At 68.8% G+C, this 23,116-nt stretch carries 19 protein-coding genes and 3 pseudogenes; 12 read left to right on the top strand and 10 right to left on the bottom strand.

From position 1 onward, the window contains the following. Positions 1-30: 30 nt before the first annotated feature. Positions 31-1,188: an RNA-guided endonuclease InsQ/TnpB family protein gene (locus tag OG698_RS10035; RefSeq protein WP_406102712.1), complete on the bottom strand. Its 1,158-nt coding sequence runs from the start codon at positions 1,186-1,188 to the stop codon at positions 31-33. Positions 1,189-1,208: 20 nt separating this feature from the next. Here OG698_RS10035 and tnpA point away from each other — a divergent pair, with 20 nt between their 5' ends. After that, complete coding sequence (tnpA, locus tag OG698_RS10040) at positions 1,209-1,637, top strand: IS200/IS605 family transposase (RefSeq protein ID WP_406102713.1); 429 nt, start codon at positions 1,209-1,211, stop codon at positions 1,635-1,637. A gap of 276 nt (positions 1,638-1,913) precedes the next feature. On the opposite strand, the gene OG698_RS10045 is transcribed toward tnpA, so the two are convergent. Continuing rightward, positions 1,914-2,924, bottom strand: a complete 1,011-nt coding sequence (locus tag OG698_RS10045; protein WP_406102714.1) for an Lrp/AsnC family transcriptional regulator — start codon at positions 2,922-2,924, stop codon at positions 1,914-1,916. Between the two features lie 146 nt (positions 2,925-3,070). On the opposite strand from OG698_RS10045, the gene OG698_RS10050 reads away from it, so the two are divergent. Continuing rightward, complete coding sequence (locus OG698_RS10050) at positions 3,071-4,321, top strand: MFS transporter (RefSeq protein ID WP_406102715.1); 1,251 nt, start codon at positions 3,071-3,073, stop codon at positions 4,319-4,321. Beyond that, positions 4,318-5,625, top strand: coding sequence for an amidohydrolase (locus tag OG698_RS10055; RefSeq protein WP_406102716.1), 1,308 nt, complete (start codon positions 4,318-4,320; stop codon positions 5,623-5,625). Before OG698_RS10050 ends, OG698_RS10055 begins: the two co-directional genes overlap by 4 nt. Before the next feature lie 12 nt (positions 5,626-5,637). On the opposite strand, the pseudogene OG698_RS10060 reads toward OG698_RS10055, so the two are convergent. Further along, positions 5,638-6,865 (bottom strand): annotated as a pseudogene (locus OG698_RS10060) (RNA-guided endonuclease InsQ/TnpB family protein). Positions 6,866-7,306: 441 nt separating this feature from the next. Between OG698_RS10060 and OG698_RS10065 the strand changes: the two are divergent. Next, positions 7,307-8,676 (top strand): annotated as a pseudogene (locus OG698_RS10065) (amidase). Between the two features lie 148 nt (positions 8,677-8,824). On the opposite strand, the gene OG698_RS10070 reads toward OG698_RS10065, so the two are convergent. Continuing rightward, the gene (locus OG698_RS10070) at positions 8,825-10,024 is read right to left on the bottom strand and encodes an RNA-guided endonuclease InsQ/TnpB family protein (RefSeq protein WP_406102718.1); all 1,200 of its coding nucleotides are present in this window, start codon (positions 10,022-10,024) and stop codon (positions 8,825-8,827) included. A gap of 468 nt (positions 10,025-10,492) precedes the next feature. Here OG698_RS10070 and OG698_RS10075 point away from each other — a divergent pair, with 468 nt between their 5' ends. The 3 genes from OG698_RS10075 (at position 10,493) to OG698_RS10085 (ending at position 13,037) form a co-directional block, all read left to right on the top strand. Then, the gene (locus OG698_RS10075; RefSeq protein WP_406102719.1) at positions 10,493-10,702 is read left to right on the top strand and encodes a hypothetical protein; all 210 of its coding nucleotides are present in this window, start codon (positions 10,493-10,495) and stop codon (positions 10,700-10,702) included. A gap of 823 nt (positions 10,703-11,525) precedes the next feature. After that, complete coding sequence (locus tag OG698_RS10080) at positions 11,526-12,743, top strand: MFS transporter (RefSeq protein ID WP_406102721.1); 1,218 nt, start codon at positions 11,526-11,528, stop codon at positions 12,741-12,743. 63 nt (positions 12,744-12,806) lie between these two features. Next, entirely contained in the window at positions 12,807-13,037 is a 231-nt protein-coding gene (locus OG698_RS10085) for a hypothetical protein (RefSeq protein ID WP_406110947.1), read from the top strand. A gap of 88 nt (positions 13,038-13,125) precedes the next feature. Here the strand turns inward: OG698_RS10085 and OG698_RS10090 are convergent. The 3 genes and pseudogenes from OG698_RS10090 to OG698_RS10100 form a co-directional block, all read right to left on the bottom strand. Then, positions 13,126-13,356: pseudogene (locus OG698_RS10090) on the bottom strand (family 31 glucosidase); the annotation flags it as partial. 424 nt (positions 13,357-13,780) lie between these two features. Continuing rightward, entirely contained in the window at positions 13,781-14,578 is a 798-nt protein-coding gene (locus OG698_RS10095) for a maleylpyruvate isomerase family mycothiol-dependent enzyme (protein ID WP_406102723.1), read from the bottom strand. Positions 14,579-15,201: 623 nt separating this feature from the next. After that, positions 15,202-15,444, bottom strand: a complete 243-nt coding sequence (locus OG698_RS10100; protein WP_406102724.1) for a hypothetical protein — start codon at positions 15,442-15,444, stop codon at positions 15,202-15,204. Between the two features lie 415 nt (positions 15,445-15,859). Here OG698_RS10100 and OG698_RS10105 point away from each other — a divergent pair, with 415 nt between their 5' ends. The 3 genes from OG698_RS10105 (at position 15,860) to OG698_RS10115 (ending at position 17,884) form a co-directional block, all read left to right on the top strand. Further along, complete coding sequence (locus tag OG698_RS10105; protein WP_406102726.1) at positions 15,860-16,279, top strand: class I SAM-dependent DNA methyltransferase; 420 nt, start codon at positions 15,860-15,862, stop codon at positions 16,277-16,279. Positions 16,280-16,710: 431 nt separating this feature from the next. Beyond that, on the top strand, positions 16,711-16,833 hold the full coding sequence (locus tag OG698_RS10110; protein ID WP_406102728.1) for a hypothetical protein: 123 nt from the start codon (positions 16,711-16,713) through the stop codon (positions 16,831-16,833). Positions 16,834-16,903: 70 nt separating this feature from the next. After that, positions 16,904-17,884 carry a threonine/serine dehydratase gene (locus OG698_RS10115; protein WP_406102729.1) on the top strand — a complete coding sequence of 327 codons (981 nt, stop codon included), beginning with the start codon at positions 16,904-16,906 and terminating at the stop codon, positions 17,882-17,884. 742 nt (positions 17,885-18,626) lie between these two features. Here the strand turns inward: OG698_RS10115 and OG698_RS10120 are convergent. From OG698_RS10120 to OG698_RS10130, 3 genes are all read right to left on the bottom strand, one after another. Further along, positions 18,627-18,941 carry a hypothetical protein gene (locus tag OG698_RS10120; RefSeq protein ID WP_406102731.1) on the bottom strand — a complete coding sequence of 105 codons (315 nt, stop codon included), beginning with the start codon at positions 18,939-18,941 and terminating at the stop codon, positions 18,627-18,629. 125 nt (positions 18,942-19,066) lie between these two features. Continuing rightward, on the bottom strand, positions 19,067-19,702 hold the full coding sequence (locus tag OG698_RS10125; protein ID WP_406102733.1) for a sigma-70 family RNA polymerase sigma factor: 636 nt from the start codon (positions 19,700-19,702) through the stop codon (positions 19,067-19,069). A gap of 173 nt (positions 19,703-19,875) precedes the next feature. Continuing rightward, positions 19,876-20,682, bottom strand: a complete 807-nt coding sequence (locus OG698_RS10130; RefSeq protein WP_406102735.1) for a hypothetical protein — start codon at positions 20,680-20,682, stop codon at positions 19,876-19,878. A 279-nt stretch (positions 20,683-20,961) separates the two neighbouring features. Between OG698_RS10130 and OG698_RS10135 the strand changes: the two genes are divergently transcribed. Together OG698_RS10135 and OG698_RS10140 are read left to right on the top strand one after the other, a co-directional pair. Next, positions 20,962-22,080: an MFS transporter gene (locus OG698_RS10135; RefSeq protein WP_406110949.1), complete on the top strand. Its 1,119-nt coding sequence runs from the start codon at positions 20,962-20,964 to the stop codon at positions 22,078-22,080. After that, complete coding sequence (locus OG698_RS10140) at positions 22,077-23,075, top strand: sugar ABC transporter permease (protein WP_406102737.1); 999 nt, start codon at positions 22,077-22,079, stop codon at positions 23,073-23,075. The genes OG698_RS10135 and OG698_RS10140 overlap by 4 nt, the downstream gene beginning before the upstream one ends. The last annotated feature ends 41 nt before the right edge of the window (positions 23,076-23,116 follow it).

Raw genomic sequence — 23,116 nt, forward strand, 5'->3', positions numbered from 1 at the left:
TGCTGGGTGGGCCCCTCCGTCCAGACACCCTTATGGGGTGGCAGGGACGCGTGACTCACGCCCCGCAGTCCACACAGCCTCGCCCTTGCGGGCGATGTTGTGGGAAGCGTTCCGGTCTGCGTGGGCAACGACCCCGCAGTTCCGGCAGGTGAACAGGGCCTGGCTTGCCCGGTCCTTCTTGTCGATGTGGCCGCACTCGCAACACTGCTGCGAGGTGTAGGCGGGATCGACGAAGACCACGGGGACGCCGGCCCTGCGGGCCTTGTAAACGATGAAGTCTGCCAGCTGGGCAAAGGCCCAGGAGTGGAGCGCGACCCGTTGGGGCTTGCGGAGCCGTACCCTCTGCCGGATTCCCTTGAGATCTTCCAGGGAGATCCCGGCCGAGGTGCGTTCAGCCTCGGTCACGATCGTCTTGGCGATGATGTGGTTCTGGTTCCTCGCGTGGCGCTGTTCGCGCCGGTTGCGCTTCTTCAACAGCCGCTTCGCGGACTTGGTGCCCTTGGCCTGGAGTTTCCTGCGCAGGTCGAGTTGCCGCTTGCGGTGGCGCTTCAGGCCGCGCCCGGCGATTTTGTGGCCGGTGGATGTGGTGGCGATGTTGGCGATTCCAAGGTCCACGCCGATGAAGCGTTCGGGCTCGTACTCCTCGGCCTCGGGAACGTCACACGTCGCGAGCAGGTAGAACACGTCGTCGCGTTCGATCAGGTCCGATTCGCCCTGCCGGTGGTCCCGGAGCGTCTTGAGTGCGTCAGGCGAGCAGGCGAAGCGGACGTTCTTGATGCGCCCGGCGGTTGTCCAGATGCTCACCGTCTGCGCGTCGTACTGCCAGCTCAAACACCGGTCGTCATACGGTTGCGCGGCCTCGGGCCTATAAGCGATGGGCTTGGACTCGGCCTTGAAACGGCGCTTCGATCCAGACTTGCCGAGATTCCGGGCGCGAATGTTGGCCCTGAGCGTCGTGTAGGCGTCGCGGGTTTTCTTGATGATGTGCTGGGCGGCCTGCGCCCCCAGTCCCCGCGACCGCAGTTCGCCGTAGGTGTGCTTGCGCAGCTCGTACTCACGCGGGACACCGTGCTCGAACGCCACCTCCGACACCCAGTTCGCGGCCTCGTTGACCGTGCGCAGGGTGCGCTCAAGCGCTGATACCTGCACGGCATCCGGCACGAGTTTGACCTGCGTCACGAGCTTCACCCGAGCGATCGTAACGATCTATGTCACCACGCTGGGAGCCAAACCCCAATATTCGCAGGAGTCGCACGGTCGTCCACACCCTCCACGCCCACTTAATCTTCACACCCAAGTATCGGCGCGGACCGTTCACCGACGAGATCCTTCAACGCTGCGAGGAAGTCATGCGCGCCGTCTGCGCGGACTTCGAAACAGAGTCGGTCGAGTTCAACGGCGAGACCGATCACGTGCACCTGCTCGTGCACTGCCCGCCGAAGGTCTCCCTGTCCCGGCTGGTCGGCTCTCTCAAGGGCGTCTCCGCCCGCAGGCTCCGTCAGGAGTTTCCCGGGCACATCCACACGTACCTGTGGGGTGACCACTTCTGGTCACCCTCGTACTTTGCCGCCTCATGCGGGGACGCCCCACTGTCGATCATCAAGGAGTACATCGAGAACCAGAAGCGTCCCGGCTGAGGCCAACCGTGCGGACCCATGGGAACCCGCGGGTCAAAACAGTCCAGACAAGCGCTTCCTCCCGGGCGTGAACACCCGGGGTTCCGCGCTAGATCCTGCTGAACAAGGCCGGGCTCGACCCGGCACCCCGCCGCTCCAGCCCGACCTGGGCGGAGTTCATGCGCAACAGGTGCCACTGCAAGTCAGGCCCGGTGAAACCGTTCTGGAGCGCTTCGGGCGTCCCCGAATCGGGTCCGGGACGGAGACCCGCTGTCGGCCCACGGGGGTCACACGGGGTCAGACCTGTGGCAGGGAGAAGGGAACGTGCCCGGTGGCGCGGCCGGTGGCGTCGAGGAGCCGGCCCATGCGTTTACGGGAATGGAGGAACACGGTGCGGTCGCTGACCTTCAAGTTCGGGAAGCGTTCCGCCAGTTGTGCTTCGAAGGGGTCGATGGCGTGCAGGCCGCGGAGCCAGACCATCACGAGCAGGTTGTCGGAGCCGCTGACGGACACGGCCAGTCGGACTTCCTCCATCCGGGCCAGCGCGTTCCCCGTGCCTTCGAGATGGGTGTGAGGGACCGCCGTGCGATAGAGCACGACAGTGGACAGCCCGGCGAGGGGGTGGGCCAGGTCGCAGCGAAAGGTGACGTCTCTGTCGCGGATCATGCGCTGAAGCCGACGCCGGGCGGTGTGTTCGCTGATGCCTGCCGTCGCTCCGAGGTCGGTGTAGCCGAGGCGTCCGTCGCGGCCGAGGGCTTCCAGCATGGCCCGGTTGCCGGGCTGCGGCCGGTGGTGCATGTGGGCGCTGTACACGGTCCGGCGAGAGGTGCGCGGAGTGGAGAGTTCCGCGTGCCCGGCGGGCTCCATGGCCCGCATCCGCCAGTCGCCGCCCTCGCTGTACAGCGTGATCCCGAGGCGGGTACGGGTGGACCGTACGCCGTCCAGACCACCGATCAGGCCCTGGACCGAGCGGCCGAGGGCGGGAAGGTCGGCGGCGGCTACGGACGCCAGGAGATCGAAGTCGCCCGTAGCCTCGTCGACACTGAAGACCCAGGGCATGCCGGCCAGGGCGATGCTGACCGATTCGAGCGCCCGCGGCCGGCACCGCACCTCGACATAGGCGACGGTGGCCGACTTCGCCGCGTCGTACGCGGTGACCCAGGCCAGGCCGTTCGCGCGCAGTCGCTCCCAGCGGCGAGCCGCTGTGGTCGCATCGACGCCGAGTGCCCGGCCTATCCGGGACCACGGCGCCCGCGGAGCAGCCTGCAAAGCGTCGACGAGAGCCAGGTCCAGTTCGGAGAAGCGCACGTCCGCACCCGCGTCGCGGAAATCGGGTGCTACCCCTCCTCTCAGGATGCTTTCCTGCAATTCTCCAGGGACTTCGGTCACAGACCGGATCGTAGGGGCACTTCCGGCCGATGCCCAGCGTCGGCCACACCGATGAGGAGTGCCGCGTGTCTGCTCCGTCCCCGCAGTCCGCCCGGAGAACCGTCCGGATCACGATCGTCCTGCTGTTCACCGCCTGGCTGGTCGACTACGCCGACCGGCTCGTCATCAACCTGATCCTGCCCTCCGTCGGTGCCGAGTTCGACCTGAGCCGCGGGCAACAGGGCCTGATTGTCTCCGTGTTCTTCCTCGCCTACGCCCTGTGCCAGATACCCGGCGGGATGCTCACCGACCGCTACGGCGCACAACGGATCACGCTCTGGGCCCTTCTGGCGTGGTCCGTGTTCACCGCGCTGACAGGATTCGCCTGGTCGTTCGCCGTTCTGCTCGTCATGCGTTTCGCGTTCGGCGCCGCCGAAGGCATCTTCCCGCCGGCCTCGATGAAGGTCCTCGTCGAGCGGACCACGCCGGAGGAGCGGATGGGCGCCAACGGCCTGATCATGAGCTCCAACGCCCTGGCCGGTGTGCTCGTCCCGATCGTCGTCGCTCCCCTGGTCGCGGCCTTCGGCTGGCGCTCGGCGTTCTTCTCCACGGCGGCGCTCGGCGTCTTCGTCCTGGTCGCTATACGGATGTGGCTCCCCGCCCCGTTGCCCCGTACCGAGCCGGAGACCACCACAGCGGGCAGGCGCGCGGGCGGCGTTCTGCGGATGGGCGTGATCTGGCGCTTCAGCGCCATGATGTTCGGCTACAGCGTGATCGTCTGGGGCCTCAACACCTGGGTCCCGTCCTATGTCAGCGAGGAGTACGGGGTCCCCCTGGCCTCGGTCGGAGCCCTCGTGGCGATCCCGGCCCTCGCCGCGGCCGGCGCGATCGTCGTCGGCGGCCGGCTCTCCGACCGATTCGGCGGCCATCACCGGAAGGTGATCGTGCCCAGCATGACGGTGACGGCCGCCGCCTTGCTCCTCATTACCTTCTCGACCTCGCTCACCGGCTTCGTCGTCTTCGCCACGCTCGCCTCGGTCGCCGCCTCCCTCTGCTACATGCCGATCTTCGCCGTCCCGCTGGGCGGACTGGCGGCCGAGGACGTAGGCGTGGGCAGCGCGGTGAACATCCTCGGCGGCCAGGTCGCCGGCATGGCCGCCCCGCCCGTCATCGGCGCGCTCGCCGACGCCTTCTCGTTCCGGGTCGCCTTCTCCTTCCTGACACTCGGCGCCGCCATCGCCACCGTGATGGCTCTCCTGACCCCGCAGGACGCCGCCTCCTTCCGGACCGCCACCGGCGCGTCCGAACTGCCCGCGCCCGCAAAGGAGCACTCATGACCGCCACCTCCGTCACGAGCCTGCTGTCCGGCTTCCCGGACGAGCTGCCGGGCCTGCTGGCCCTCTACGAGGACCTGCACGCCCACCCTGAGTTGTCCTTCCAGGAGTTCCGTACGGCCGGCGTCGTCGCCGACCGGCTGCGAAGGCAGGGCTGGAAGGTCACCGAGAGCGTCGGCGGCACCGGCGTCGTCGGGGTCCTGGTCAACGGCGAGGGACCGGTGGTCCTGCTGCGCGCAGACATGGACGGACTCCCGGTCAAGGAGCGGACGGGACTGCCGTACGCCTCCCACGAGACCGCCGTCGACGGCGAGGGCAACGAAGTGCCCGTCATGCACGCCTGCGGCCACGACATGCACGTTACCTGTCTCCTCGGTGCGACCGGCCAACTCGCCGCCACCCGTGCGCAGTGGCGCGGCACGGTCGTCGCCGTGTTCCAGCCCGCCGAGGAGATCGGCGGGGCACCGGCCATGATCGAGGACGGCTTCCTGGAACGCTTTCCCCGCGCCGACGTCTGCCTCGGCCAGCATGTCTCCCCGGCCCCCGTCGGCTTCGTCGGCACCCGCCCCGGGCCGGTGATGGCCGCCTCCGACAGCCTGCGTGTCCGCCTCTTCGGGCGCGGCGGACACGGGTCCGCTCCCGAGACCACCATCGACCCGATCGTCATGGCCGCCGCGGTCGTCATGCGGCTGCAGACGGTCGTCTCCCGGGAGGTGGGCGCGGCTCAGACCGCCGTCGTGACCGTCGGCTCGCTCCACGCGGGCACCAAGGAGAACATCATCCCCGACACCGCCGAACTGCGGATCAACGTCCGCTCCACGACTCCCGCGGTACGCAACCGGGTTCTGGCGGCCGTCGAACGAATCGTCCGCGCCGAGGCCGCAGCATCCGGCGCCCCCAAGGACCCCGAGATCACCGGACTCAACTCCTTCCCCGTCACCGTCAACGACGACCGGGCCACCGGCACCGTGCTCAGCGCGATCGCCGAAGTCCTCGGCGGGGAACGGGTCCTCACCCTGCCCCAACCCCTCACGGGCAGCGAGGACTTCGGTGTCTTCGGTACGACCCTCGGTGTCCCCTCGGTCTTCTGGCACTTCGGCGGCGCCGACCCCGCCCTCTTCCAGGACATCGACCCCGAAGCCCTGCTGACGGACGGTCTGCCGGACACGATTCCCGCCAACCACTCCCCGCACTTCGCCCCTGTACCCGAGCCCACGATCCGGACCGGCGTGACGACCCTGCTCGCTGCGGCCGCCCCGTGGCTGGGCACCGAGGCCGACCACGCCGGGGACCACCAGGAGATTTGAAACCTCCCCCAGCTAAAGCAGGGGGATTCCTAGCTCACGTCGCCTGATCCCCGACGGAGATACAGGTCTTACACGATCAGCACTAGCCGGGACAGAGACCAGCCCGGACGAGCATCACACGGGCTGAGTTTTTGTCCCGAGGCCGGGACACTCCGCACGTGGTGCACGTATACGTTCGTTCTGAGAGAGGCAGCGCGTGCTTGGTTCTCGCTCCGCAGTCTGCGCAGTCCATCGTGGTGTGCGCCGGGTGCACCAGGTGTACGGACCGGCCGTGCTTACGGCCCATCTCGACCAGGGCTGTCTTGGTCGCGCCGATGGCCGCGTCAGCGGCCTTGTTGGCCATGGTGGACTTCGCGAGGAACTTCGGCCGGAAGTCCTCCACGGCCAGGGCGTCATGGTCGCGGACGACCTTTTTGGCCCACTTGCGGGCGGTGTCCTGACGCTGCCGGGCCACCTTCTTGTGCAGCTTCGCCGTCTGCCGCTTCGCCTCGCGGTAGCCCTTCGATCCGGCGTGTCCACGCTTCGGCTTACGCCGGGACATCATCCGCTGATAGTGCGCCAAGCGCTGGGCGGCGTTCTTCCCGTGCTGCGGGTGGGCAAGGTCGTGGTCATCGCTGGTGGTGGTCGCGGTCTCCTTCACACCCCAGTCGATCCCGATCACCCGGCCGGTTCCCGGCAGCGTCTCGGTCACGCTCGCCACGACGAACGACGCGTACCAAACTCCGGTGCCATCGCGGTAGACGCGGACGCTGGAGGGTGGCTTAGGGAGGGCCCTCGACCACACGACCGTCACGGCGATGCCGCCCGCCAGGTGCAGGCGGCCGTCCTTGAGCCGAAAACCCCGCTGGGTGTAGTTCAACGACAAGTCGTCCTGGTGCTTCCTCTTGTACTTGGGCATCCCGGCCCGCCGCCGCATCGGCAAAGCGGCCTTGATGTCCTTCAGCGCCTTCGCCCTCGACTTCGCGAAATCGCGTATCACCTGCTGCTGAGGAACACTGGAGCCCTCGCGCAACCAGCCCATGCAGGTACGCGCCTCGGTCAGCATCTTGTCCAGCCGAGCCGGACCACACTTCTCATTCTCAGCGTGCGCCCTCTTCGAACGGGCGCAGCACTCATTCCACAGCCACCGACACCGCGCCCATTCCGCTTCGAGGGCGCCCGTTGCGGTGGACGACACACGAAGGCGGAAGGTGTAGCGGGCATGCCCGACACCTGCCGTCTCCTGCACCGCGATCGTCATGAACAACAACCTATCCGGGAGGACTGACAGTTGAGAGTTCCGATCCAATGCGGGCTGCCTCACCACCACGACGAGTGGACGCCGACCCGCCCTGCCGGCGAATCGGCTTCCCCTGCCCTGCTCCGCAGGAGTCCGATTCCTCCCCGGCCTGAAGACCGGGGCATCCTCGGAGGAATCCGGTGACGTGCCCCTTGGTCCGGACATAGCCGCTTTCCTGCGAAGTCCCGCCGCCAAGGCGACAGTCTGGATCAACGCCGCCCTCAAACGGCTGATCGGCTGACGCCTCGCGGCACCTCCACGAGAGCGCCCCCTCCTCACTTCTCCTCATCCGAAAAGGACTTCCGAATGAACTCGGACAACCCCAGCACCGATCTCGCCTACCTCAGTGCCACCGAGGCGCGACGACTCTTCGACGCCCGAGACCTGTCCCCCGTGGAGCTGATGCGCGCGGTCATCCACCGCGCGGAGCAGACCGAGCCGGTCATCAACGCCTTCACTGAGCAGCTCTTCGACGAGGCACTGGAACAGGCCCGGCAGGCCGAGGACCGTTTCCTCGGTAAGGGCGGACTGACGCCGCGTCCGCTGGAAGGCATCCCGGTCGCCACCAAGGAGAAGCACGCCATCGCCGGGCGCTCCCTCACGGAGGGCTCGCTCGTCAACGTCGGTAACACCGCGACCGAGAACGCTCCGGTGATCGACCGCATCCTGGACGCCGGCGGCATCATCCACGCCCGTACCGCCACCCCGAGTTCTCCATCGCCACCTTCACCCACAGCCGCCTGTGGGGCGTCACGCGCAATCCGTGGAACCCCGAGTTGACCCCCGGCGGCTCGTCCGGCGGCGCGGGCGCCTCCCTCGCGGCCGGCACCGCGCTGCTCGCCTCGGCCTCCGACATCGGCGGCTCGACCCGCATCCCCGCCGCCTTCACCGGCACCGTCGGGTACAAGGCCCCGTACGGCCGGATTCCCGGCGTCGCACCGCTGTCCGCCGACCACTACCGCGGCGACGGCCCCATGGCTCGGACCGTGGACGACTGCGTCACCTTCGCCAACGTCCTGGCAGGCCCCGACCCGCGCGACCACGTGTCGCTGCGCCCGAAGCACGTTCTGCCGACCGAGTACGACGCGGTCGCGGGGATGCGCATCGCGCTGTGCGTCCGCCTGGGCGCTTACGACGTCCACCCGGAGGTCGAGGCCAACACCCGGGCGGTCGCCCGGGCCCTCACCGACGCGGGCGCAGTCGTCGAGGAGATCGAACTCCCGTGGACCAAGGACGACATCCTCATCAGCCTCGGGGCACACTTCTCCACCATCTTCGGCGCCCTCGTCTGCGAGATCGAAGCGAAGCACCGCGACCGTATGTCCGTGTACGCGGCAGCCTTCGCGGACACCATGGCCGTCGCCCGTGAGCGCGTCACCTACCTCGACGGCCTGCGCATCGAGACCCGGCTGCAGCGCGAGCTGGGCGAGGCGATGGCCCCCTTCGACGCCCTGATCTGCCCGACCACCTCCGTCCCGGGCCTGCCCGCCGGAGACGACCTCCTGGGCCGCCTGGTGGTGAACGGCGAGGACCACGGTGAGCCCATGTGGGCACCGATGACCGTCCCCTTCAATATAAACAACCGCTGCCCAGTCCTCAACGTCCCCAGCGGCCATTCCAGTTGGGGCCTTCCCACGGGCCTCCAGATCGTCGGCCAGACTTACGACGACCCGACCGTGTTCCGCATCGGCAAGGCCCTGGAACAGCTCCGCCCCTGGTCCTACACCCCGGACCACCGGCCGACCGCTCAGCCGGCAGCCTTCACACGCTGAGGAGCCGGTCCCGGAGGGGCTACGGTCGGCCACTCCGGGACCTGCGCCTTCGCCGATGTCCACGCTCTGGGCGCCCCGTACGGAACTGCCGTATTGACGTCCTCCCCCCGCTGAGGCAGGCGGATTCCTAGCTCACTTTGCCTGGCACCTAGCAGGTGGCAGGGCTTACAAGATCAGCACTAGCCGGGTTGAGACCAGCCCGGACGAGCATCACGCGGGCGGAGTTCTTGTCCCTGGGGGACACGGTTCCGCACGCGGTGCACGTATACGTTCTCTCGTAGAGAGGCAGGCGATGCTTGGCTCTCGCACCGCAGTGCGCGCAGTCCATGGTGGTGTGCGCGGGGCTGACGAGGTGCACGGCGCGGCCGTGTTTACGGGCCATCTCGACCAGGGCGCTCTTGGTCGCGCCGATCGCAGCGTCAGCGGCCTTGCGGGCCATCGTCGACTTCGCCAGGAACTTCGGGCGGAAGTCCTCTACCGCCAAGGCGTCGTGGTCGCGGACCACACGCTTGGCCCACTTGCGGGCGGTGTCCTGGCGCTGCCGGGCCACCTTCTTGTGCAGCTTCGCCGCCTGCTTCTTGGCGCGCTTGTAGCCGTTCGAACAGGGCTGCTTCTTCGGCTTCCTGCGGGCCATCATCCGGTGGTAGCGGGCGAGGCGCTGCGCGGCCTTGTGGCCATGCTCGTGTTGGGGAAGGTCGTAGTCGTCGGATGTGGTGGTCGCGGTCTCCTTCACACCCCAGTCGATGCCGATCACGCAGCCGGTTTCGACAAGCGCCTGGGTGCTGGTGGCGACCACGAACGAGGCGTACCAGTGGCCGAGACTGTCGCGGTAGACGCGCACGCTGGACGGCGGCTTGGGCAGCTCACGCGACCACACGACCGTCGCCGCGATGCCGCCGGCGAGGTGCAGACGGCCGTCTTTCACCCGGAAACCGCGCTGGGTGTAGTTCAGGCTCGGGTCGACCTGATGCTTCTTCTTGTACTTCGGCATACCGGCCCGCTGCCGTATCGGCAACCGGGCCTTGATGTCTTTCAGTGCCTTCGCGCGGGACTTCGCGAAGTCTCGTATCAACTGCTGCTGCACAACGCTGGAGCCCTCACGCAGCCACGCGTTCGCGGTACGGGCCGCGGTCAGCATCTTGTCGAGCTGCGCCGGGCCGCACGTTGTCTTCTCGCCGGTGGCCTTGTTGTGCAGATGCACGGCCTTCGACTTGGCCACCGACTCGTTCCACACCCAGCGGCAGCGCGCCCATTCCGCTTCCAGTGCGCGGATGGCCGTGGACGACAGGCGCAGCCGGAAAGTGTGGCGGGCGTGCCCGCCACCTGCCGTCAACGCTCCGGTCGTCATGAAGCACAACCTATCTGGGAGGACTGACAGTTGAGAACAACTGATCTCGGTGGGGTTCCTCATCATCACGCGGGGCGGACGCCGGATCGCCCTGACGACGATCCGGCTTTCTCTGCCCTGCTCCGCAGGAGTCCAATTCCTCCCCGGCCTAAAGGCCGGGGCATCCTCGGAGGAATCCGGTGACCGCTCAAAGCGGACAGCTTCTGACCCAGATGAGGGTTAGCGTCAGGTCATGCCGACACCCACCGTGAGCTGGTCCGGGGCGAACGCCCGCCGTATCGAGCGCCAGGGCCTGGCCTCACCGGTCCCCGCCTCCCCCACCGCCACTGCGCCTGCCGGAAACTTCGTCCGTGCAGGTCACCCCGCTCGCGGAACTACTCCCAGAACACAGCATGATCGCCCCTCGTACTGATCCGCTTCGCCTACCCGGCCGTCACCCACGCCGTCGCCGCGCTGCGGCGGCTGCCGATGAGCGACCGTGACAAAGACATCGAGACCCTGGCGCTACGCCACCAGATCACCGTCCTGGAACGCCATCTCGGCACCGACAAGCCGACGTTTCGGCCCGAGGAGCGGACCTTCCTCGCCGCGCTGCTGACCCCACTCCCCCGGCCAGCCCCCACCAGCTGCCGCTGCTCGTCCAACCGGACACCGTGCTGCGCCGGCACCGCAACCTGATGCACCGGCGGCACACCCAGACCTGCCAGCCGAAGAAGGCAGGGCGCCCCCGCACCGTGCGCTCCATCCGCCTTCTCGTCCTGCGCCTGGTCCGCGAAAATCCCTCGAGGATATCGCCGAGTGCACGGCGAACTCGCCGCCCTCGTCGCCACCCGCGCACAACACGGTACGGGGATCGCCCGGCCCGCGCCGCAGCAAGCGCCTCCTGGACAGGCGGCTGCGAGTCGCCCCAGTTACTCGCCGACCTGCCGACGGAGAGGCGCACCAACCCTGCACCTTGCGGTTGGCATGTAAAAGCCGCGTCTCAAGGGATCTTGAGACGCGGCTGCCCACGAGGGGGGCCAGGGATCAGGAGCAATGCCCCGTCGCCCCCGCGCCGCTCCGAGCACGGACTGGACGCCGTCATCGCATCCACCCTGCGCGGGTGCACGCCGGAGTAACACCCGGCGTCGGCCCGAGCGGACGGCCCCGAGCAACGGCGAGTGCCACCGCCGGCCCGACCCCAAACGACAGCTCCCTGCACACGCACTCCCTCGCGGGAGGGAGTGCGTGTGCAGACCAAAGGGCGGGCGACGGGCGGCAGCAGTACACAACAGGACGGGCGATAACGGGTGACGGAGGTCACCGACACGTTCTGGTCGATCTTGGAATGCGCGGGTCCCCCTCGCTGCTGAGCCTTGTGGGCTTACCTCTGTCCATCCCTGCTCCATGGTGGCGCCGGGCCAGGGCGCTCAGCGCGACAGACCACCTGGTCGGAGACTTTCCCGGTCCCATCCACACCCATCCGCTCATAGACCACTGTCTTCGAAAGGTGTCCTGCACCATGCCGCTGGCCCTGCTGGCCCTTGCTGTTGTCGCGTTCGGCATCGGCACGACCGAATTCGCCACGATGGGGCTGCTGCCCCAGATCGCTGACGGCATCGACGTATCCGTGCCGCATGCCGGCAACCTCGTCTCGGCCTACGCGCTCGGTGTCGTCGTCGGCGCCCCCGTGCTGACGGGCATCGGCGCGCGCGTTCCCCACAAGCGGCTGCTGCTGCTCCTGTCCGGACTGTTCGTGGTCGGCAACATCGCGTCCGCGCTCGCACCCAGCTTCGGACTGCTCTTCGCCGCGCGCTTTCTGGCAGGTCTGCCGCACGGAGCGCTGTTCGGTGTGGGCGCCGTCGTCGCTTCCCGGCTGGTCGCCCCCGAACGGGCCGCACGTGCCGTGTCGAAGATGTTCCTCGGGCTCACCATTGCGAACATCGTCGGAGTGCCGGCGAGTACGGCCCTCGGGCAGCACCTGGGCTGGCGGTCCGCCTACTGGGCAGTCGCCGTCATCGGCATCATCGCCCTCGCCTCCCTGGCCCTCTTCGTTCCACACCAGCCACGTGGCCGGCAGTCCGGTATCCGGCACGAGCTGCGGGCGATGGGCAACAGGCAGGTCGCGATCGGCCTGGCCACGGCTGTCGTCGGGTTCGGCGGGTTCTTCGCCGTCTACAGCTACCTGGTGCCCATGCTCACGAACGTGACGGGCATCTCCGACTCCTCCACCACGCTGGTCCTCGCGCTCTACGGCGTCGGCATGACGCTCGGCACGGTGATCGCAGGCCCGCTCACGGACCGTGCCCTGAGGCCGACGCTGTACGCGGGGCTCGCTCTGCTGGCCGCGGCGCTGGTGACGTTCTATTTCACCGTCAACAGCACCGTGCCCGCGCTGGTGACGATCGCCTTCATCGGTGCCATGGGTTCTCTCATCACCACACCCGTCCAGATGTTGCTCATGGCCAAGGCGCAGAACGCTCCGACGATGGCGGCCGCCTCCAACCACTCCGCATTCAACCTCGCCAACGCGGGCGGTGCCTGGCTCGGCGGCCTGGCCATCTCGGCGGGCTGGGGATGGGCCTCTCCCAACCTGGTCGGGGCGGCTCTCGCCCTGGCCGGCCTGGGCCTCGCCTTCACGGGAGGCCTCATGGACCGGGGTACCCGACGTTCGGAGGTGGTCACCTCGTCCTGCGCGGAACACTCGACGGAAGCCGACGAGGTCACCGCGGCCCCGTGAACGCGTGCAGGCCGGCTCCCGTCGCCTTGGCGGTCGGCACGGGATGCGGAGCGGTGACGATTCATATGCTCAGCGCGGGAGGAGTGCACCGACCGGATCCTGCTGTTCGGCCGCGGCCACGCGGAGAAGACCCTCCACGACTACGCCGACCACTTCAACAGCCACCGACCCCACCGAGGCCGAGACCAACTCGCGCCCAACGACGACCCGAACATCATCCCCCTGCCCGCAGCCCGGACCGAGCGCCGAAATGCCGTCGCGGACCTCATCAACCCATGCCACCGAGCCGGCTGACTATCGGACGAAATACCAGGTCACAGTCGGTGAAGCCAATTTGAAGCGCTACGGGCTGACGGTCACCGCGGGCGCGGGCCGGGGATGTTCAGGCCGAGACCGGTAGCCGCGTCCCGTCCCGCAGGAACAGCGGTATCCGCTCCAGCGGCGCGCCCACCGTCACCCGGGCCCCGCCCTCGAAGTCGGCGCCGGTCCAGGCGCACGTCCAGCGCGCGCCCGCCGGGACGTACACCTCGCGCGTCGTTGCGCCCGCGGTGGTGACCGGGGCGACCAGCAGGTCGGGCCCGAGCAGGTACGAGTCGGCGACCGTCCAGCAGGCCAGACGCTTGCTGTCACCGATGATGCGGCGGTCGCGATGGCAGAGGCTGAGCGTCGAACCGGGGCGGTCCGTCACTGCTGGGTGAACGCAGGCATGGCCGGAGACGAGTACCTCGACTACCTCCGCGCGGGGCGCCCTGCAACGTGAGGTCGGTGGAGTCTCAATGACCGTGCCAAAGCAACGGGCGCCGGCCGATGATGCGGCTGGCGCCCGTACAGTCCAAGGCTTTGAGGTCTGGCCTCATCCTTATCAGGTCGATCACGGGGGTCTGTCAACGTCGGCCAACGGCCCTTGCGCCTTGGTCGATCGTTCACTGCGGTCCGGCGCTGACCGCTGCGGTTCGTGCTTGTTGGTGTCAGCCGCTGGTGTCAGACGCCGCATGCAGTCTTGACAAGGCTTACTTCGCCGCTCTACAGCACCCGTCCTACTCCTCCGGGTCCCACGCGCGGAGCAGGTCGAACAAACCTGCGTCTCCCTCGATCTGCAGGGAGTCCGCCGGGATACGGTCGTACACGAAGAGAACCAGCTCACTGGCCGTGCCGCGAACGGAGACGCCAGCCGCGTTCGGGCCCTCGTCGGCAGCGGCGACAGGCGTCGTGCCGGGCGCGGAGATACGGGTGGAGCGTGCGCCGTCGCCGTCGACCGTGAGGCACCAGGACTGGCCCTCGGTGGCGTGGAAGTCGAAGGCAGTGGGCTTGTGCGGCCAGGCACTCGTCGTTGCGACGCAGGTGGACAGGAACTCCTCGACACCATCGAGTGCCACCTCATCCGGCAGCGGCTCCGGGGCACCCACAGTGACCTGGGCGTCGTAGGTGTGCACCGCGATCTGCTGGAGCTGGTGCCGGGCGACGGCGCCACAGGTCTGCGGCGACTGGGACGCACCCCACCACGTCCAGCAACCGCGATCCGGTCCGGCCTCCCGCAATGCGTCCAGCAGTTGCTCCGTGGACTCCGCCAACCAGGCCGGCAGTGCCTCGCGCTCCCGAGGCGCAGCCGGGGCGCCCTCCGCTGCGGACTTGGCCGGAGCAGGCCCTGCGGCGACGGTGGCGGCCCAGGCGCGGCGCCCCTCGCCGATGTGCTGCGCCAGATCGAACAGCGTCCACTCCGGGCAGGTCGGCACCTGCACGTCGAGGCTGGGCGCGGAGGCGACCGCGGCACGGAAGGCGCTCGACCGTTCGTCGATCAGTCGCAACAGAACGGGGAACGTAAGTGTCGTTGTCACATGGACTCTCTATCACCGTGTTCCGACAATCGGACAGTGATTTTCACAGCCGAGGCGGCGAGCGCGCGGCACGGGCCGGGCGCCCTCAGATGACGCCGTGTCCACATTCTGAAACGATCAGTGAGTCACGCAACGCCGCACCGGCAAGGCCTCATTAGCCGCTCTTACCGTGCCCAATTTGAGGTTTCCGATTGACTCGCGGGTCTGGCTCCGACAGGAACCACAACTGTCCCTGCTGCCATCCCGTCCGCCTTCGACCCACACACCGTGGAGCGGGCGTGGTTCAGGGCGTCAAGGTGGAGCGCGCCACTGTACGAACGACCTTGACGCCCTGGGCCGCGTCTGCTCGGCTCTGCCTGGGTCGAAGGTGGTCGGGATGGCAGCCTCCGACACTCGCCACGATGTGCCGGCACTCGCATACGCCGCCCCGTCCATCCCGGAGTCTGAGCGCCCCCGCCGGAGGCATGGTCTTGTCGTTGAGCGGCTGTGGCGTCCACGGGTCTCGAGTCATGCCCTCGGGCTTACTCAGCGGGCCGAAGGCAGGAGCGCAGCGCGCAGCGGAGCCAGGAGCGCGCCCGGCAGAGCGGAGCGCAGCCGGGTGCCTTGACGAAGTAGGGAAAGCTCTACCGCGCTGCCTGGTGGCGCCCGGCTCGGTACTCATCGAACAAGCTGAAGAACAGGTCAATGTCCTGCTGGTCGGACGCCTGCGCCTCGCGTTCGATCTCTGTAGCCCAGCCCAGCGGACTGTGACGGCCCAGCCATTGCCACGGCCACTCGGCGAAGGGCCCTTGGCTGCCAGGGCTCCAGAAGGGCCAGGCCTCATCCATGCGATGCGGGTTCTGGGCAATGCGGTAGCTAGTCAGCATCGCTTCGAGGTGGAGTAGATGTTGTTCAGTTCGCTCGCATGCTTACGTGTGCATCGGGGTTCGTCCGGTGTCGGCATCCGTGTCTGCCTACTGGGTGAGGAGTTGTCGGCCGTCGTGGGCGCCCCACGACGTGGGGCGCCCCTTCTGCGCCGCCCGCTCATCATGAAAGGCTCAGAAGGGCCCGGCTCTATTTCAAGACCGCTTGCTCCCGAAGCAACTTGGGTGAGGGCTCCGCCTTGGGCCGTTGTGCTGCTCACCTGTGCTGATGGTCCGCAGGAGTCCGTACTTGTCCGCCGTTGTGCGTCGGCGTTGTCACGCAGTTAGACACTCGCACGGGTTCGCTAAGGGGTCTGCTGCACGATCGGGTGACATCTGAACTGGCTTGCCCTGTAGGACGGGTGGGAAGGATGTCGCTGTGCCGAAGCCCTATCCGGAAGAGTTCCGCGTCTTTGCCCGCGAGCTGGCTGTTGGCCGCCGGTCCTGGGACGGCGAGACGTCCCACTTCATCGCCGACCAGTTCGATCAGATAGCCGCCGAGTGGGACACCACCTTGGCTACGGGGCGAGACGAACCGCTGCGTGATGCTCTGGAGCGTGGCGGACCCTTCCCTGATGGCGTGTGCCTAGAACTCGGATCAGGAACAGGGCTGTTCACCGAGCTACTCCGCAGCGAGTTCCCCCGCGTGATCAGTGTCGACCTCTCCGAACAGATGCTCCACCAAGCTGTCGGCCGCTCACCAGCTCGTGTCCGCGCCGATGCCGCCGCGCTCCCTCTGACCAATGCCCAGGTGTCAGCCGAGCCGGTATGCGAAACGAGGCCGGTACCTGGCTGGTGACCGTTCCGATGGCTGCCAACTCGGCCGGCGGTGCGATGGCCGGGCTGATCGTCGATCAGCCCGGCGGCATATTGTGGTCGTTCACGTTTGCGGCGACGGTCATCGCAGTCGCCACTCTCGTCGCAGCCCGGCCAACCGGCTCGATCGCTCGCGCCGACGCGGCTGTGACGAGCAGCGCCCGAGACAGGGTTGCTGTTCCCGTGCGACGGACATGCAAGTAGAGACTCTCGCCGCGCCAGACGCGTTCCCAGCAGTCGATGCTGCCGAAGTCTTGACGGTCCGGGAGCGTGGCCATCTGGGGCATTGCGCCACAGCCGGCTTCACTTCACCAGGTCCGAGTTGGATGTTGTGACGCTTGAGGATCTTTCTTCGGTCTCGGGGCCTCCAGATGATCTGTCATCTCAGGTGAGTTGAGGCGCTGTAGCAAGCGGATGCCGTCGGCGCTGTCGGAGACGCTCGCGGCGGTGACCCGTACGGCCAGCAGCCTCTGGACCGGCGCCGGCTTCGAGAACGGTCACCTCGTCGAACACCCCGAGGGGCCCGCCGCAGCGTGATGCACCTCAACCGAACTACAACTCCCTACCGTTGCTCAGGAACCAGCCTCGGCGGCGCTACTGTCGTGTCGTGCAGGAGACGCGTCTCAACACTGCTCGGATTCGGGCGGCTCGCCGGATGATCGACCCGGTCTTTCTCGACTCTCCGCTGTATCGCTGCGAGGCGCTGGAGCCGGGCCTCGGGTGCACGGTGAGCATCAAGCTCGAAACGGCGAACCCGGTCCGCAGCTTCAAGGCCCGCGGCACCGAGGTCGTCGCAAGCCTGCTCGCCGGCAGTGGCTCGCGAGCCGTGGTGTGCGCCAGCGCGGGCAACCTTGGCCAAGCCCTCGCGTGGTCCGGTCGCGGCCGGGGGCTCGACGTCACCGTCGTGGCGTCCCGCTTTGCGACGGTGGCCAAGCTCGATCGCATCCGCGCATTGGGCGCCAGGTTGGAGCTGGTGGACGGCGACCACGAGCTGGCTCGAGAGCGGGCGGCGGCGGTAGCCCGATACGAAGGCATCCGGCTGGTCGAAGACAGCCTGGACATCGAGACCTGCGAGGGCGCGGCGACCATCGGCCTGGAACTGGTGGACACCGTGCCGGCGTTCGACGCCGTCCTGATTGCTCTCGGCGGTGGGGCGCTGGCCACCGGTGTGGGCCATGTGGTGAAGGACTTGGCGCCCGAGGTCGAGGTGATCTGCGTCCAGCCGGCGGGCGCACCGGCGCTGACACACTCGTGGCGGCAACGACGTGTCGTCACGACCGACTCGACCAACACCATCGCTGACGGCGTCGCCGGCCGGCGTCCCATTCCGGCCGTCCTGGACGACCTCCTCCTGGTCGCTGACGACGCCGTTCTGGTGCAGGAAGCGTCGATCATCGCCGGTATGCAGATGCTCCTCGACCACGCCAGCCTCGTCGTCGAACCTTCGGCTGCGCTCGGCATTGCGGCGATCCTCGAAGACCGTGACCGCTTCGCCGGCCGGCACGTCGTCACCATCGTGTGCGGCAGCAACGTCGACGTAGACGCTTATCAGCGCTGGGTCGGTGCGGCTTCCATCCACAGGTCTTGACAATTGCTCCTGAGGCGCCAGTCGGCGGGGAGCGGCATTCGGACTGTGCGGTATTCACGAGTTCAACCTCAGTAGACACTCAGCGTGTTTCCTCCCTGCAAGTCTGGAAGCTCGGCCCGGAGACGCGTGCATACCTCTTCGACTGCTGCCGCGCTTGGCACCCGATTGGCTTGGAACATCGCCAGTTGCAGTACTGGCCCGTACGCGTTGTGCTGGATCATGTCGTCTCTGCACGCGGGCTGCACCACAAAGTGAAGGTGGCCGGGAATCGCGTCAGCGTGGGACCACAGGCAGACGTAGACCTGTTCCGGGTTCATAGCGGCGTGCACCGCTGCGCTTGTTCGCTGCAACAGGGGGCCAAGTTCCGTGGATTCACCATCAGTCAGGTCTGATACATGAACAACGTGCCTTACGGGCATGACCGCCAGCGTGCCGAGGCCTAGCGGGCCCTTCGAGTGCTGCACGACCCACTTTGCTGTCCTGAGAAGCGTTCCCCCTGGGATCGGCTCCTCGCCCTGGATGAACCTGCATGCTGCGCACTCCGCGTCTGCCATCTGCTCGCCTTCCCCATTGCTGTTGGAATCGTGAGCTCCACTCTGGCCTTGATGTCGTCGCCTTCACCCTTGAGTAGGGCAACTGGGCCTGAGCGTGGGAAGCTCGGGGCTTCTGAGGACGAATCCTCCTCTGAGCTGGTGCAACGAGACGGATCAAATGCGCGTTGCCTCGTCGCCACACCCGTTGTTCACCGTGGTTCCCCGCCGTTTCTGGCACGTGAGTGGCACGACCACCAGAGAGTGCAAGCATGGAACGAGCAGGCGTAGAGGAAACCGGTAGCGGCGGCGACGAACAGGAACGGGGCCACGAACACCCCGGCGAAGAAGTGCAGTCGCAGCGCCAGCGGGCGCAGGGATCCCCATGTGGACCTGCTGGTGGGCGGGAGTGACGGGGCGGCGGGGTTGCCTTCGCTGCCTTGGCTGTCCTGATGGTTCTGGTCGTTCTGGTCGTTCTGGTTGCCTTGGTTGTCTTCGGCGGGGCGGGGTGGGGACGTGACGGACACGGTGGTGCTCCTGGTCCAGGGGTGGTGCGGCGCCCGAGGGCGAGCCGGTGCAGTTGTCGGCTCGTGAGGCGGTGAAGTTCCGGGCGGGCGGCCGGTGCGGTGGGTGCCACACCGGCCGCCCGGGCCTAGGCCGGCATCGGCGTGGGCTGCTCGTGCTCGGCTTCTTCCAGTTGCCGGGCAAGGGCAGAGCGGGCGCGGGCCACGCGGGAACGGACCGTGCCGACAGGGCAGTCGCTCCGTGCGGCCGCCTCCGCGTAGGGCAGGCCCAGCATCTGCGTGAGCACGAACGCCTCGCGGCGTTCGGCGGGCAGCGTGGCCAGCAGGTCGAGGAGCGCTATGCCGTCGTCGAAGCCGGGCAGGCCGCGCGGCTGGGCCAGTTCGGCGGCGGTCTCCCAGTCCTCGCTGTGGGACGAACGGGGCCGGGTGGCCGCGTACCGGTAGCTGTCGATCACCGCGCGGCGCGCGATGGACAGCAGCCACGTCCGGGCCGTGGACCGGCCCTCGAAACGGTGGAGGCTGCCGAGCGCGCGCAGGAACGTGTCCTGCGCGAGGTCGTCCACGGCCTGCGCGTCGTGGCAGAGATGAGCGACGTAACACTGCACGTCGCGGTGGAGGGCACGGACGAAGCGGTCGACGGCGACCGGGTCACCTGCGCGGGCGGCGAGCGCCCAGGCGGTGATCGAGTCGTCGCGGGAGGCCGCCGGTTCGCCCGGCCCGTGCGCGTCCGCCCCGGGTGGGGCCGACGTCAGGGCAGGAGTCATCACCTGGAGTCCTTCTCGGGTCAACCAGGACCGGGACCGGCCGTGCCGCTTCAGGGCACAGTGATCCGCGGTCCGGTACGTGGGGAGGCGGCCGTGCGGCCCGGCTGGGCGTACGGCCGAAGACCGGGGGTGCGGCGCGTGAGGCGGCGCAAGTCCCGGGAAACCAGCTGTCGTCAGGCGACAGCGGTCCCCACGGGCGGACCCCGAGAAGTGATCGCGTGGGTGAGGAGGAGCAGGCGGGGCGCGCGAGCGGACTCCGCTCGACACGGGCGCACACGCGGACGGTGCCGCGGTGCGGGCAAGCGCAGCAGGTTCCGCAAGGGTGCGACGATCCAGGCCGCGAATGACCGGGCGACACGGAACGCGGCCTGCTCGCCGTAGGCCAGCCACAGGCCGCTGAGCACGGCGGCCAGGAGGTGGGCCAGAAGCATGCCGAGCGGGGACATGCCGCCCATCTCGTGGCCCATGGGGCTCATGGAGCCCATCGAGTGCAGGGACCCGGCCGAACTCATGTGGTCCATCGAGTCCATCGCGCCCATGTGGTGCATGGCGCTCATGGAGTGGTGCATGGCACCCATGTACATGGAGCCAATGGAATCCATGGGCATGCCCATGTCCGTGGAGCCCGCATCCGCCGCGGACGAGGCCGCGTCCATCGGCGCCCCGCACAGCACATGGTTCAGCCACTGCCGTGCGAGCGAGCCACCTGGCGGCTCCGGACGCACCAACACCTGGGACAGCGAGAACAGCGAGTGGAGCGCCGCCTGCGCGGCCACCGCCACGCCGACGACCGCCACGAGCCCGCGCTCGCGTCCGGCGAGCACCCAGGCGGCACCGCCCGTCGCCGCGGCTCCGGCGCCCAGCGCCCACCAAGGCACCGAGGCCTCCGACATCAGGGTGTGGCCCAAGGCCGTGAGCAGCACGCAGACAGCCGCGAACACCGCGGCCCGTCCTGCGCGAGCACCCCACCCTGTCGTCATGGCGGGCTCATCCTTGCACCCATGATTCCGTGATCATCGGCCGGTACGGAAATTCGTGCGACGGAGGCGCCGTACGGGACTTGTGGTGCAGGCCACGTGGAACGGCCGGAACTCACCCGTCGTACGGCCCGACAACTCTTCCAGGCCCGGGGACATCCCCGTGTGCAGAGGAGGGGCACGTTGGCGGCTGAGCAAGGTGAGATCCGCGGAACGACGACAGTGGCCGACGGCCACCCGGGCGGCGAGGCGGTCGCCCTGACCTGGCTGCTGACCTGTGCCATGGCGTTCTCGATGATGCAGTTGTTCCTGCTCGGGGCGCTGGGGCCCCGGATCGTGGACGGTTTGGGCATCTCACCGACGGTGCTCGGCCTGACGACGACCGTCGGTTTCGGCGCGGCTGCCGTGCTGTCGCCGCTCGGTGGCCAGCTGGTGGACCGCATCGGCCCGCGCCGCTGCCTGGTCGGGCTGCTGCTGGTGTCGGCCCTCGCGCTGGCATTGATCGGCGCGGCCCCGGGCGCCGGGTTCCTGCTGGCGGCGGTCGCGCTGGGCGGTGTGCCCCAGGCGCTCGCCAACCCCGCGACGAACAAGGCGATCCTGGCCACCGTGCCTCTTGAGCGGCGCGGTGCGGTGACCGGGACGAAGCAGTCCGGGGTACAGCTCGGCGCGTTCGTGGCGGGGCTGCCGCTGGCGGCGCTCGCCGCCGCGACCGGCTGGCGGGGAGCGGTGTGGACCGCCGCGGGTGCGGCCGTGCTCGCAGCCGTCTGGGCGGCCCGAGCCCTGCCCGCCGACCCGCCGCCGAAGACCGCGCCCGCGGCCCGGGCTGCGCGCGGCATGATCGCCTGGCTGGCGGTCTTCTCCCTGTTCCTCGGTTGTGGCATCGCCTCGGTGAACACCTATCTGGCGCTGTACGGCACACGGCGCCTCGGCCTGGGTCCGACGGCGGCCGGTGCCCTGGTGGCGGTCCTCGGCGTCGCCGGGATCGCGGGACGGATGGGCTGGTCGCGGCTCGCCGGGAGGCCGGGCCGTGCACGATGGCTGCCGGGGTCTCTCGCCACGGGCGCGGTGGGCGCGGCGCTCCTGCTCGCGGTTTCCTCGTACGCGCACGCGGTGGCCTGGTTCGCGGCGATCGCCGTGGGCCTCCTCGCCGTCGCCGCCAACGCCGTCTCAATGGTCCTCGTGATGCAGCGCGCTGCGCCCGGCCGGGCCGGCCAGGACTCGGCGCTCGTCTCGGCCGGCTTCTTCGCCGGGTTCGCCCTCGGCCCGCCGCTCTTCGGGCTGCTCGCGGACGCCGGGCAGTACGGAGCCGGGTGGCTGCTGGTCGCGGGCGAGTTCGCGGGGGCGGGTGCGGTGGCGCTGATGTGGGCCGCGCGCGACCGGCGTTCGGCCCTGCGCCGATGAGCCGCGCCACGGCCCCGAACTGGGCCGCCCCGGCGCTGGCCCTGGTCCTGGAGCGGGTGACCGCCACCAAGACGCAGGTCGGCGGCCGTTTCCCCCTGTTCGCGGATCCCGGCAGCGGCCGGTGGACGACGACCGGGCGCGGCTCGTGGACGGGCGGCTTCTGGGCGGGTCTGTTGTGGCTGCGGGCTCGGCACACGAGGAGTCCAGAGGACCGCCGGGCCGCCATCGCATGCACCGACCGGCTCGAGCCCTGGATCCACGCCGACACTGCCACCCGCGGGCTGATCTTCTGGTACGGGACCGCGCTGGCCGACGATCCTGCCTCCGCCGGGCTGCGTGAACGCGTGGCCCTCGCCGTCCGGGAGTCGTACGACGCCGCGCTCGGCCTCGTTCCCTGGGGCTCATCGTTCGGAGGGCCCCGGCTGCGGGCGCGGGTGGACGGGGTGCCGGGGCTGGTGCCGCTGCTGGCGGTGGCCGACGCCGATGCCGCCGCATCGCATTTGCGGCGTCACCTCGAACTCTGCGTCGGGGAGCGCCGGTTGGGCCGGTTCACCTGGTCGTGGCGGTACGAGACGAACTGGATCCCGCAGGAGGATCCGCCGCCCGGTTGGAGCCGGGGACGCGCCTGGCTGCTGCTGGCCGTGGCCGACGCAGCCCACGTGACCTCCCCTGATGAACTCGTCGGCAAAACGCGGCAGTTGCTGCCGAGCTCGGCCGTGCCGCCGGCGGACGAGGAGCACCCGGAAGGCCCGCTCGACACGTCGGCCGCCGCCATCGACGCCGTCGCCCTCCTCAAGCTCGGCCACCGGGATCAGGCCGTGTCCCTGCTCCACGACCTGGTCCGCACTCACCTCACACGGGACGGCCGCCTCCTGAACGGCTGCTACGACCTGGCCTCCGGCACGGCACCCCGACACGAGCTCATCTGGGGCGACTTCTTCCTCGCCTACGCGCTCGCCGCCCTGACCGGCCTCGTCGACCCACACGAAGCCTGACGACACAGGAAGGGTCAGGAAGTAAGTACGAAGCCGGCGGA

This window comes from Streptomyces sp. NBC_01003 (assembly GCF_045162695.1).
Lineage (GTDB): Bacteria > Actinomycetota > Actinomycetes > Streptomycetales > Streptomycetaceae > Streptomyces.